At 63.6% G+C, this 12,233-nt stretch carries 12 protein-coding genes; 11 read left to right on the top strand and 1 reads right to left on the bottom strand.

Translation table 11 applies throughout. The annotated features are described in order from the left end of the window. Nucleotides 1-14: 14 nt before the first annotated feature. The 6 genes from ugpB to AC1DSF_RS20160 all read left to right on the top strand — a co-directional run bounded on the left by ugpB (nt 15) and on the right by AC1DSF_RS20160 (nt 7,512). Nucleotides 15-1,325: a sn-glycerol-3-phosphate ABC transporter substrate-binding protein UgpB gene (gene ugpB, locus AC1DSF_RS20185; RefSeq protein WP_478125536.1), complete on the top strand. Its 1,311-nt coding sequence runs from the start codon at nt 15-17 to the stop codon at nt 1,323-1,325. Nucleotides 1,326-1,435: 110 nt separating this feature from the next. After that, a complete protein-coding gene (gene ugpA / locus AC1DSF_RS20180) occupies nt 1,436-2,317 on the top strand; it encodes a sn-glycerol-3-phosphate ABC transporter permease UgpA (RefSeq protein ID WP_478125535.1) in 882 nt (293 codons plus the stop codon). 2 nt (nt 2,318-2,319) lie between these two features. Further along, the gene (gene ugpE / locus AC1DSF_RS20175; RefSeq protein ID WP_478125534.1) at nt 2,320-3,171 is read left to right on the top strand and encodes a sn-glycerol-3-phosphate ABC transporter permease UgpE; all 852 of its coding nucleotides are present in this window, start codon (nt 2,320-2,322) and stop codon (nt 3,169-3,171) included. 30 nt (nt 3,172-3,201) lie between these two features. After that, nucleotides 3,202-4,209 carry a sn-glycerol-3-phosphate ABC transporter ATP-binding protein UgpC gene (gene ugpC / locus AC1DSF_RS20170; protein WP_478125533.1) on the top strand — a complete coding sequence of 336 codons (1,008 nt, stop codon included), beginning with the start codon at nt 3,202-3,204 and terminating at the stop codon, nt 4,207-4,209. Between the two features lie 14 nt (nt 4,210-4,223). After that, nucleotides 4,224-4,964 carry a glycerophosphodiester phosphodiesterase gene (gene ugpQ, locus AC1DSF_RS20165; RefSeq protein WP_478183305.1) on the top strand — a complete coding sequence of 247 codons (741 nt, stop codon included), beginning with the start codon at nt 4,224-4,226 and terminating at the stop codon, nt 4,962-4,964. A 55-nt stretch (nt 4,965-5,019) separates the two neighbouring features. Then, entirely contained in the window at nt 5,020-7,512 is a 2,493-nt protein-coding gene (locus tag AC1DSF_RS20160) for a DUF3772 domain-containing protein (RefSeq protein WP_478125531.1), read from the top strand. On the opposite strand, the gene AC1DSF_RS20155 is transcribed toward AC1DSF_RS20160, so the two are convergent. After that, complete coding sequence (locus AC1DSF_RS20155; RefSeq protein WP_478145352.1) at nt 7,509-7,787, bottom strand: hypothetical protein; 279 nt, start codon at nt 7,785-7,787, stop codon at nt 7,509-7,511. The genes AC1DSF_RS20160 and AC1DSF_RS20155 overlap by 4 nt on opposite strands. A 105-nt stretch (nt 7,788-7,892) precedes the next feature. Here AC1DSF_RS20155 and hemA point away from each other — a divergent pair, with 105 nt between their 5' ends. The 5 genes from hemA (at nt 7,893) to AC1DSF_RS20130 (ending at nt 12,203) form a co-directional block, all read left to right on the top strand. Continuing rightward, on the top strand, nt 7,893-9,164 hold the full coding sequence (gene hemA, locus AC1DSF_RS20150) for a glutamyl-tRNA reductase (protein WP_478183304.1): 1,272 nt from the start codon (nt 7,893-7,895) through the stop codon (nt 9,162-9,164). Between the two features lie 132 nt (nt 9,165-9,296). Next, nucleotides 9,297-10,385 carry a peptide chain release factor 1 gene (prfA, locus tag AC1DSF_RS20145; RefSeq protein WP_478183303.1) on the top strand — a complete coding sequence of 363 codons (1,089 nt, stop codon included), beginning with the start codon at nt 9,297-9,299 and terminating at the stop codon, nt 10,383-10,385. A 38-nt stretch (nt 10,386-10,423) separates the two neighbouring features. Beyond that, nucleotides 10,424-11,236 carry a peptide chain release factor N(5)-glutamine methyltransferase gene (gene prmC, locus AC1DSF_RS20140; RefSeq protein ID WP_478183336.1) on the top strand — a complete coding sequence of 271 codons (813 nt, stop codon included), beginning with the start codon at nt 10,424-10,426 and terminating at the stop codon, nt 11,234-11,236. A 28-nt stretch (nt 11,237-11,264) separates the two neighbouring features. Then, complete coding sequence (gene grxD / locus AC1DSF_RS20135; RefSeq protein WP_478125527.1) at nt 11,265-11,585, top strand: Grx4 family monothiol glutaredoxin; 321 nt, start codon at nt 11,265-11,267, stop codon at nt 11,583-11,585. Between the two features lie 117 nt (nt 11,586-11,702). After that, entirely contained in the window at nt 11,703-12,203 is a 501-nt protein-coding gene (locus AC1DSF_RS20130) for a cupin domain-containing protein (RefSeq protein WP_478125526.1), read from the top strand. Nucleotides 12,204-12,233 lie beyond the last annotated feature (30 nt).

Raw genomic sequence — 12,233 nt, 5'->3', positions numbered from 1 at the left:
CCTCAGGAGTCTTCATGCGATTCAAAACGCTCGCCTTGGCCTCGGCGCTTGCCGCAACGCTGTTCACACCCGCGTTCGCGCAAACCGAAATCCAATGGTGGCATTCCATGACCGCCGTCAACAACGAATGGGTCAATGATCTGGCCAAGCAATTCAACGAGAGCCAGAAGGAATACAAAGTGGTGCCGGTGTTCAAGGGCACCTACGATGAATCGATGACCGCGTCGATCGCCGCCTTCCGGGCCGGCAATGCGCCGCACATCCTGCAGGTGTTCGAAGTGGGCACCGCGACGATGATGGCCAGCAAGGGCGCCATCATTCCCGTCGGGCAAGTCATGAAAGATGCGGGCGAGAAGTTCGACCCGAGCGGCTACATCTCCGCGGTCGCCGGCTATTACACGGCGCCCAACGGACAGATGCTGAGCTTCCCGTTCAACAGTTCGACCACCATCTTCTACTGGAACAAGGATGCCTTCAAGGCAGCCGGCCTCCCGACCGACAAGGCCCCCGCCACGTGGCCCGAAGTCATCGCCGCGGCCGCCAAGCTGAAGGCAGCAGGCCACAAGTGCCCTTTCACCACGGCATGGCAAGGCTGGACGCAGCTCGAGAGCTTCTCGGCCTGGCACAACGTCGAGTTCGCGACCAAGAGCAACGGGCTCGCCGGTCTCGACGCGCGCATGAAGATCGACTCGCCGCTGCACGTGCGCCACATCGAGAACCTCGCCAATATGGCCAAGCAGGGCCTCTTCGTCTACAAGGGACGCGGCAACGTGCCCGAGGCGAGCTTCGTGTCGGGCGAGTGCGCCATGATCAACACGTCGTCGGGCTTCTACGGCAACGTCGCCAAGAACGCCAAGTTCGCCTATGGGTTGGCCCCGCTGCCCTATTACCCGGACGTTCCGGGCGCACCGCAGAACACCGTGATCGGCGGCGCCAGCCTCTGGGTGATGTCGGGCAAGAAGCCCGCCGAATACAAGGGCGTCGCGAAGTTCTTCACCTTCATCTCGCAGCCTGAAGTGCAGTCCGCCAGCCACAAGCGCACGGGCTATCTTCCGATCACGACGGCCGCCTACCAACTCACCGAGAAGTCAGGCTTCTACAAGGAAAACCCGGGCACGGACGTTGCCGTGACGCAGATGATCCGCAAGGTGACGGACAAGAGCCGCGGCATTCGCCTGGGCAACTATGTGCAGGTGCGCGCCATCGAGGACGAGGAACTCGAACAGGTCTGGAACGGCAAGAAGACTGCCAAGGAAGCGCTGGACGAGATCGTCAAGCGCGGCAACGAGCAGATCGAACGCTTCCAGAAGGCCAACAAGAGCTGAAGCCCCGCTCCCCGCCTGGCGCGGGGGGCGCCGGCCACCGGCCGATGGCGAAGTAGACTCCGCCCCGCCCGCTTCATCCGAGTCGGCGGGTTTTTCTTTTTTGAGGTTGCATGGAAAAACGGGTTGTTTTCCGATCCCGATGGCTGCCGTGGCTGCTGATGGCACCGCAGATGGTAGTGATCCTCGTATTCTTTTTTTGGCCGGCGGCACAGGCGATCATGCAGTCGCTCCAGCAGCAGGATGCATTCGGGACATCCATAGAGTTCGTCGGCTTCGACAACTTTCGCCACCTGTTTGCCGATCCGAGCTACGTCGAGTCGTTCAAGACCACGGCCGTGTTCTCGGTGCTGGTCGCGGGCATCGGGCTGAGCCTGTCGCTCGCGCTGGCCGTCTTTGCGGACCGCATCATTCACGGCGGCATGTTCTACAAGACCATGCTGATCCTGCCTTACGCTGTCGCGCCGTCGGTTGCGGCGGTGGTGTGGGTTTTCATGTTCTCGCCGTCACTGGGCGTGGTCTCTTATGCGCTCGGGAAGATTGGGTTCGACTGGAACCATCTGCTCAACTCGGGCCATGCAATGGCGCTGATTGTTCTCGCGTCAGTCTGGAAGCAGATTTCGTACAACTTCCTGTTCTTCCTGGCGGGCCTTCAGTCGATTCCCAAATCGCTCATCGAGGCGGCCGCTATCGACGGTGCGCGTCCTTGGCGCCGCTTCTGGACCGTGCAGTTTCCGCTGCTGTCCCCGACGACCTTCTTCCTGCTGGTGATCAACGTCGTCTATGCCTTCTTCGACACCTTCGCCATCGTCGATACGGCGACCCAGGGCGGCCCGGGCCGGGACACGGCGATCCTCGTCTACAAGGTCTACTACGACGGCTTCAAGGCCATGGACCTCGGCGGGTCGGCCGCGCAATCGGTGATCCTGATGCTGATCGTGGTCGTGCTGACCGTCATCCAGTTTCGCTACGTCGAAAAGAAAGTGCAGTACTGACCATGGTCGAAAAACGTGGTACTCACGGCATCCTTGCCCAAGTGGTGATGGTGCTCGGCGTCTTCATCATCGCCTTTCCGATTTACCTGGCGTTCGTGGCCTCGACGCACACGGCGCAGGAAATCGTGCAGGCTCCCATGCCGCTTCTGCCTGGAAGCCACATGCTGGAAAGCTACAAATCGGCGCTCTTCGGACGCGAGACCAGTGCCGGCTCCAATGCGCCTGTCGCGCACATGATGTGGGTCAGCCTCGTTACCGCACTGGTCATCGCGATCGGAAAGATCACGATCTCGCTGCTGTCGGCCTTTGCGATCGTCTACTTCAAGTTTCCGTTTCGGCGGTTCTGCTTCTGGATGATCTTCGTGACGCTGATGCTGCCGGTGGAGGTGCGCATCCTGCCCACTTATCAGGTGCTATCGGATCTGCACATGCTCAACACCTATGCCGGGTTGACTGTTCCGCTGATCGCGTCGGCCACGGCGACGTTTCTCTTCCGCCAGTTTTTCATGACGGTGCCGGACGAACTCACCGAGGCGTCGCGCATGGACGGCGCCAGCCCAATGCGCTTTTTCTGGGACGTGCTGCTGCCGCTGTCGAAGACGTCCATTGCCGCGCTGTTCGTGATCCAGTTCATCTACGGCTGGAACCAGTATCTCTGGCCCCTGCTTGCGACCACTGGTGAAGACATGTACCCGGTGGTCGTCGGCATCAAGCGCCTGATCGCCGGCGGCGATTCGCAGAACGAGTGGAACGTTGTGATGGCAACGGCCATCCTCGCGATGGTGCCGCCCGCCCTCGTTGTCGTGCTCATGCAGAAGTGGTTCGTCAAGGGCCTCGTGGATACCGAGAAGTAATCGGAAAGACCGAAAAGACAAGAACAGAACATGGCAGCTCTCTCGTTTCGCAACGTTATCAAGCGCTATGGGCATGGGCCCAAGGCGAACCAGGTCATCCACGGCGTCAGTGCCGAAGTCGCAGACCACGAATTCATCGTCATCGTCGGGCCTTCGGGCTGTGGCAAGTCCACGCTGCTGCGCATGGTCGCAGGGCTGGAGGAGGTCAGCGCCGGCGAGATCCGCATCGGCGACAAGGTGGTGAACAATCTCGAACCGGCCGAGCGCGACATCGCGATGGTGTTCCAGAACTACGCGCTCTATCCGCACATGTCAGTGTTCGACAACATGGCCTACGGCCTGAAGATCGCCAAGGTGCCGGTGCCCGAGATCAAGACGCGCGTTGACAAGGCCGCCAAGATCCTGGAACTGGGGCATCTTCTGGCGCGCAAGCCGCGCGAGCTGTCCGGGGGGCAGCGTCAACGCGTTGCCATGGGGCGCGCGATCGTTCGGCAGCCACGCGTGTTTCTGTTCGACGAGCCGCTGTCGAACCTTGACGCCAAACTGCGCGCGCAGACCCGCCTGGAAATCCAGAAGCTGCATCGCGAACTCGGCATCACTTCTCTTTTCGTGACCCACGACCAGGTCGAGGCCATGACGCTCGCCCAGCGGATCATCGTGATGAACGGCGGCGTGATGGATCAGTTCGGCACGCCCGAAGACGTCTACTCGCGACCCGCCACGACTTTCGTCGCAAGCTTCATGGGCTCACCTCCGATGAACTTGCTGAAGGACGCACCCGGCGTGCGAACCGGCATGATCCTCGGCATTCGGCCGGAGCACCTGACGCTCGACGCAAGCGGATGGTCGGTGCAGGTCGAGTACGTGGAAATGCTCGGCGCCGAACGTCTGATCTACGGCCGGCTCGGCGAAGAGCAGCTGGTCATGCGGGCCGACGAAAGCCAGACCCCACCCGCCGCGGGCGACACCGTGAAGATTGCCGCCCGACAGGACAAGCTTCATTGGTTCGACGCCGGCTCCGGAAAGCGCGCAGGATGAGCGCAGCGCCAAGCATGAAACGCTGGCCCTATCCGCGCTGGATCGCGCACCGCGGCGCAGGCAAGCTCGCGCCCGAGAACACGATGGCCGCGTTCCGGCTGGGCGCCGAATACGGATTTCGCATGTTCGAATGCGACGCCAAGCTCAGTGCTGATGGCGTGCCCTTCCTCCTGCACGACAGCACGCTCGAACGCACGAGCAACGGCCAGGGCATTGCGGGCGACCAGCCCTGGTCGGCACTGTCCCAACTGGATGCCGGGGCATGGCATTCGCGCCGCTACGCTGGCGAACCGCTGGCCAGCCTCGAGGGGCTGATCCGTTTTTGCGTGGCGAACCGGCATGCGCTCAACATCGAAATCAAGCCGACTCCCGGCCTGGAGCGGCCCACTGGCGAAGCCGTGGCGCGGCACGCGGCCGCGCTGTGGACCGACGCGACTCTTGCCCCGCCCTTCCTCACGTCATTTCAGCCCGATGCACTTCGGGGAGCCCTTACGACGCGTCCCGAGCTCCCGCGCGGTCTGCTGCTGGACACCCTGTCGGAAGGCTGGCTCGACGCGGCCTTGCAACTGCGCTGCTCCGCTATCGTCTGCAACTATGCGCTGTGGGACGCGACGACGGTGGCGCAGGTTCACGCGGCGGGTATGCGCGCGTTGAGCTACACGGTCAATGACGAATGGGCGGCCCAGCGTTTGATCGCACTGGACACCGACGGAATCATCACCGATCGGATCGACAGGTTCAGCCCGGCAGACTGACCCTCGGGTCGCAACTCGTCGGGTCCGCCGGCTGTGCGCCTTCTATGATGAAGACATGAGCTGGCTCTCACGTCTCGCGGCCCTTTTGCTTGCCGCCATGCTTTGCTGCACGGCAATGGCGGCAAGTGCGGCACTTGCGCAGGACAACGACGCCACTGAAGTCGCCCCGAGCGTCGCGGCCCTCCGCGCCCGGCTCGACAGTCTGCCGGGAGATGTCGAGCACTCTGAAGATGTCGCCAGCATCATCACCGAGCTCAATGGAATCAGCGCCGCCGCGGAGAAAGTCATCGCCTCGCGAACCGGCGACCTGAACGATCTGAACGCGCGTCTCGGCGAACTTGGCAACCCGCCGCCCGCCGGAGCGCCAGCGGAGAACCCCGACATCACCCGTCGCCGCGCCACCTTGACCAAGGAACGCAACGCGCTGGACGCCGACATCCGCTTGGCACGGCTCGTGACCGTTGACGCCCAGCAACGCGCCAGCGACCTTCTCGCCAAGCGCAGGGCCATGTTCGAAGCCCAGTTGACCGAACGCGCTCCTTCTCCGCTCGGAAGGGAATTCTGGGGCGACATGTCCGAGGCGTGGTCCGGCGACGTCGACCGGCTGCGCGAACTCGGAAGCGAGATTGAACAAGGCGTGGAGGTTGCGAAACAGCCCGCCCATGCCTCGGCCGTGCTCGTGAGCTTGATTCTTGCGCTGCTCCTTGCGCTGCCCGGCAACTGGCTCGCGGAGACCGTGCTCACGCGGATTGCCGCGCGCGTTCTTCCTGCCGGAAGGCTGCGACGCTCGCTGCTCGTGATCGCGATCGTCACCGCCAACGTCGTTCTGGTTGGCGTGGCGGCGCATGGAGTCTTCACTACCCTCGAGCTGCACCAGATATGGGGCGAGAAGACGCGCAAGCTGGGCCAGGCGATGGTGCAGTCGAGCGTATTCATCGCCTTTGTCGTGGGTCTGGGGCGGGCTTTGCTGGCCAACGGCCGGCCCTCGTGGCGGCTGCCGCCCATCCCCAATGCGATGGCGTCTCGCCTCGCGCCTTTCCCCTGGCTGATGGCGCTGGTGGCCGTATTGGTGTGGTTGCCGACGCAGATCAACGCCTTGGTCGAAGCCAGTTTTGCCGCCGTGGTGGCCGCGCACGTCGTCACGGCCCTGGCGCTCACCGGGATCATCGGGGCGATGCTGTTGCGGCTGCGCGGCCCGCGCGAGGTGGCGCCGGCCTCCGAAGCGCTTGGGGACACGGCCGCCCCCGGTCCGGCACCTCAGGAGCCTCACGCCCCTCCTTCGCCCTCAACGGACGCGCTGGAGCGGCCGCTCTGGGTCGGTGTGCTCTTGGGGATGGTCACGCTGATCCTGGTCGTGATCTGGGTTCTGGTGGCAATCGGCTATGTCGCAATGGCGAGCTTTCTGGCCAGCCAGCTCAACTGGTCGGGCATCGTGGTGGCGGCCTTTTATGTGCTCTTCAAGTTCGCGGACGACTTCTTCATGGCCGTTGTGTCGTCGCGCAGCAGCTTCGGCCAACGGCTGCACCTGAGCTTCGGGCTGGCTCCGAGCACTCTGGATCAAGCCGCGGTCGCACTATCGGGCCTGAGCCGCGTCGCGCTGTTCTTCTACATGATCATCGCGCTGGCCACGCCCTTGGGCACGAGCCCCGGCGAGGTGTTCCAACGCAGCGGCAAGTACGGCACTGGCGTCAAGGTTGGCGAAATCCAGTTGGTGCCCGGCGCCATCTTCGCCGCCGTTGCGGTGCTCGTCGCCGGCTTCATCGCCTTGCGCATTGTCAAGAACTGGCTCGACAAACGATTCCTGCCGACCACCGCGCTCGAGCCCGGCATGCAGAGCTCGATTACCACGCTATTGGGGTACGTGGGCGGGATCATCGTGATCGCCTTCGCGATGTCGGCGCTCGGCGTCGGAATCGAGCGCATTGCGTGGGTGGCCAGCGCACTGTCGGTGGGTATCGGCTTTGGTTTGCAGGCAATCGTGCAGAACTTCATTTCGGGATTGATCCTGCTCGCCGAACGCCCGGTCAAGGTCGGCGACTGGGTGGTCCTGGGCAACGCCGAGGGAGACATCCGCCGCATCAACGTGCGTGCGACGGAAATCCAGCTGGGCGACCGCTCGACGATGATCGTTCCGAATTCCGAATTCATCACCAAGACCGTGCGCAACATGACGCTCTCGAACGCCGAAGGCCGGGTGCTGATTCGTCTTCCGATGCCCCTGACCACGGATGCGTCCCGCGCACGCGAAGTGATGTTGGCCGCGTTCGCGAACCATCCCGCAGTGCTCGCCACCCCGGCACCGAGTGTCACGCTCGAAGGCATCGAGGTGGGCTTCATGATCTTCCAGGCGGTGGCCTATGTGCAGAGCCCGCGTCTTGCGGGCGGCGCGCGCAGCGACGTGCTCTTCGCGATCCTGGATGGCCTTCGCGCAGCGGGCATGCCGATGGCCGCCTACCCCGGGGTACCGTCAGGGATGCCGGCACCCCCCTCCCCGATGGCAGCGGTGCCGCCTCCGCCGCCTAGCGTGCTGCCCGGCACTGCGACCTAGCGCCGCCAAGCTCCGGAGACGAGCCACTGGCTGGTGCCGCACGCAACCACCAATGCGGCATAGGTCGCCATCCTGCCGTCCTGGCCGAAGACGATCAGTCCGGCCAGGAGGACTGCGAACCCAACGACGAAATTGATCCCGCCCTGGACCCACAAGGCGAGAGGCTTGCCTGACCGACGCATGGCGAACCGGCCGAGAAGCGCACACAAAAAGCCGACCGCAAAAGCCGGAGCGGCGAAGTTGAGAACGTGATTGAAAAGATCCAGCGGGGTCATTCGAGGGCCATGGAGAAGCGACGTCCAGGAGATCGGAAGCCCTGGCTACGGCCATTTTCTGAAGCTCGGCCCATCCATGGGCGGCGGATTTTATAATCAGCGGCTATGTCAGTCTGGGCCCTCGGGTTGAACCACACGACCGCGCCGCTCGACCTGCGCGGTCGTTTCGCGTTCGCCATCCATCAGATCGCCCCGACGCTTCAAAGCCTGCGACATTCGTTCGGCTCCAACAAGCACCCCGACGTCGAAGCGGCCATCATCTCGACCTGCAATCGCACCGAGATCTACTGTGCCGCGAATCATCTGGCGCTCGACCATACGGTCGATTGGCTCGCCCACAGCGGAGGGGTCTCGCCAGCGCTGCTCCGCTCCCACGCCTATACGCTCCACGACGACCAGGCTGCCCGGCATGCGTTCCGCGTTGCCAGCGGGCTCGATTCCATGGTGCTGGGCGAGGCCCAGATCCTCGGCCAGATGAAAGACGCCGTGCGCGCCGCCGAAACGGCCGGTGCGCTCGGGACGACGCTCAACCAGCTCTTCCAGCGCTCTTTTGCGGTTGCCAAGGAAGTCCGCACCGCGACCGAAATCGGCGCTCATTCCATCAGCATGGCGGCAGCAGCGGTTCGGTTGGCCGGACAGTTGTTCGAGGACTTGCAACGCACTCGCGTGCTGTTCGTCGGCGCTGGCGAGATGATTGACCTGGCCGCCACGCACTTTGCCGCCAGGCAGCCCAAATCCATCGTGATCGCCAACCGCACGCTGGAGCGCGGCGAAAAACTGGCCTCGCGCTTTGGCGGCGAAGCCATGCGGTTGGCCGATCTTCCGGCACGCCTGGCCGAGTTCGACATCGTGGTGAGCTGCACGGCAAGCACATTGCCGCTGATTGGCTTGGGCGCCGTCGAACGTGCCCTCAAGCTGCGCAAGCACCGCCCCATGTTCATGGTCGACCTTGCGGTGCCGCGCGACATCGAGCCCGAGGTCAAGGCGCTCGAAGACATCTATCTCTACACCGTCGACGATCTCGCTCAGGTCGTGCAGCAAGGCCACGCCAGCCGGCAAGCGGCCGTGGCGCAAGCCGAAGTCATCATCGACGCGGGGGTCCAGAGCTTCATGCATTGGCTGGACCAGCGCGGCGCGGTGCCTCTGATCCAGCAACTCAATGCCCAGACCGACGAGTGGCGCACGATGGAGTTGACTCGCGCGCGCAAACTGCTTGCCAAGGGCGAAAGCGTCGAAGTCGTGCTTGAAGCTTTGTCCCGCGGACTCACGCAAAAGATGCTTCACGGCGCGCTCGCCGAACTGCACGCCGGCGATGCCGCCGCGCGCGAACAGACCGCCCAGACAATTTCGCGTCTCTTCCTGCGCAAAGAGCGTTAGCGAGTTTCTTTTCCGGCGCCGCGCCGCCGAAATACCCTTGCCGCCAGCCCATTGGCGTGCGGCTCGAAGGTTCGCAAACCTGCCCCCATCCCGACCGGTCCCGCTCTCTTCCGCCCTCTCCTCTCTCAATCCGTGAAAACCTTTCTGCGTCAACAGCTCGAGCGCTACGTGCAACGCCTCGGAGAACTCGATTTCCTGCTCTCCCGGGAAGACATCATGTCGGACATGGCGCAGTACCGCACCATCTCCCGCGAACACGCCGAGGTCACGCAGATCGCGGGCCGATACAGCCGCTACCTTCAGCGAGAAGCGGATGCGGCCGGGGCGCGCGAAATGCTCGACGACCCGGACATGGCGGAAATGGCGCGGGAGGAGATCACGAGCGCCGAAGCCGAATTGACGCAGCTCGAAGAGGAACTTCAGCGCCTGCTGCTTCCGAAGGACCCGGATGACGCACGCAACGCCTTTCTTGAAATCCGCGCTGGCACCGGCGGCGACGAGTCGGCCCTTTTTGCGGGCGACCTGCTTCGGATGTACACCCGGTATGCCGACCGTGTCGGCTGGCGCTGCGAGATCGTGAGCGAAAGCGAAAGCGAACTCGGCGGCTACAAGGAAGTCGTGATCCGTATCGTCGGGGACGACGTGTTCGGCAAGCTGCGCTTCGAATCCGGCGGTCACCGCGTGCAACGCGTGCCCGCCACCGAAACGCAAGGCCGCATTCATACCAGCGCCTGTACCGTTGCCGCGCTCGCGGAGCCGGACGAGGCCCAAGCCGTGCAGATCAACCCAGCCGACCTGCGCATCGACACCTTCCGCGCCAGCGGCGCAGGCGGCCAGCACATCAACAAGACCGATTCGGCGGTGCGCATCACGCACATTCCGACGGGCATTGTCGCGGAGTGCCAAGACGACCGGAGCCAGCATCGCAACAAGGCAAAGGCGCTGCAAGTACTTTCGGCGCGCATTCAAGAGAAGGAGCGCAGCGAACGGGCGGCCAAGGACGCTGCGCTGCGCAAGGGCCTCGTCGGCAGCGGCGACCGCAGCGACCGCATTCGCACCTACAACTTTCCGCAAGGGCGGCTCACGGATCACCGCATCAACCTGACGCTCTACAAGCTGCTGGCCATCATGGAAGGCGATCTCGGCGACGTGCTGGCAGCCTTGCAATCCGCACGTGAGGCCGAGCAACTGGCCGAGCTCGAAGCCAGCTTGCCCGCGTGAACACTTCTGACGCCAATGCACCCCTGACGCCGGCTCGCATGCTCGCTGCAGCGGCCACTCGGGGACTTGAAAGACTCGACGCACAGCTGCTGTTGCTGCACGTGCTGGGGCGCGCCGCGGACGAGCGCGCCTGGTTGCTTGCGCATGACACCGACACGCTTGCGGAAGGGATCCGGCCCGCCTTTGAACGACTTTGCGAACGGCGAATGGCGGGGGAGCCGGTCGCCTATCTGCTGGGCGAAAAAGAGTTTCACGGCCTGAGGTTGAAGGTCGACAGCCGCGTCCTGGTTCCTCGTCCGGACACAGAGACGCTCGTCGAGTGGGCGTTGCAGTGCCTGGAGGGGCTTGAAGCTCCCGCGGTGCTGGACCTCGGCACCGGCAGCGGCGCCATCGCGCTGGCGATCCAACACGTGCGTCGCGATGCTCGCGTCATGGCGGTGGATGCAAGCGCCGATGCACTTGCGGTGGCGCAAGCGAATGCGACAAGGCTCGGGCTTCCGGTGCGTTTCGCGCAGGCAGACTGGCTTGCGGGCGCCAATTGCGGGCTCGACCTGATCGTCTCGAATCCGCCCTACATCGCCAATGGCGACATCCATCTCGATGCTCTGCGCCACGAACCGCAAGGCGCACTTGTCTCCGGCGAAGACGGTCTGGACGACATCCGCCGCATCGTCCATTCGGCCCCAGCGCACCTGAAAGACGGCGGCTGGCTGCTCCTGGAACATGGCTACGACCAAAGCCAACCCGTTCGACAGTTGCTTTCCCAGGCGGGTTTTCGCGAAACCCAAAGCCGCGACGACCTCGCCGGCATCGCGCGATGTTCCGGCGGGATCTGGCGCGCGGTGAAATAATCCGCCCAGCCAAACTCAGGAGTCACCCATGTCCGATGCCCAGCAACGCATTGACGATCTCGTCAAGACCAATGATCTTGTCCTCTTCATGAAGGGAAACGCCAGCTTTCCGATGTGCGGATTCTCGGGGCGCGCGATCCAGATCCTCAAGGCCGTCGGTGTTGACCCGCGAACACTCAAGACCGTCAACGTGCTGGAAGACGATGCCATTCGCCAAGGCATCAAGGAATACAGCCACTGGCCGACCATCCCGCAGCTCTACGTGAAGGGCGAGTTCGTCGGCGGCTCGGACATCCTGATGGAAATGTACGAATCCGGCGAATTGCAGCAGATGCTGAACGCGGCCTGACGCTCGCCCCCAGCCTCGCCCACTTCGTGTGGCTCTGCACCCCCTACCGGGGGCAACACCCGCGGCCCGGCAAAGCCGGTTCCGCGGTGTTTCACGAAAACGATGGGAGAAACCGTCATGAGTCATGATCACGGGGATGATGGGCACGCCCATGACGGGCCGGCCTGGAAGCACGATGGAGTGCGCGTCATTCCGGGCAACCAGCTCGATACCAACACGGCGCAGACGCCGGGCATGAATCGGGCGGCGGCCGTCAACTTTGCGCGGGTGGGCGCTCAGAAGCTGTGGGCGGGTACCGTGACTATTCACGCCAATGCGAAGACCGGTGCGCATCACCACGGTCATCTCGAATCTGTGATCTATGTCGTTCGGGGTCGCGCCCGCATGCGATGGGGCGAGAAACTGGAATTCACGGCCGAGGCCGGTCCGGGCGATTTCATCTACGTGCCGCCGTATGTGCCGCATCAGGAAATCAACGCCAGCGAAACTGAAGCGCTCGAATGCGTGCTCTGCCGCAGCGACGGGCAGGCCGTGGCCATCAACCTCGACATCGAACCGGTCGAGAAGCCCGAATCCGTGCTGTGGGTCGATCCCACGCATCCGCAAGGCGGTATTTGAACTCTTTGCGACAAATCGACAAATTCGAGA

This window comes from Variovorax sp. 01N429 (assembly GCF_056399425.1).
The sequence above is the reverse complement of the archived record's forward strand: the minus strand, read 5'-3'. Positions and strand labels throughout refer to the sequence as shown.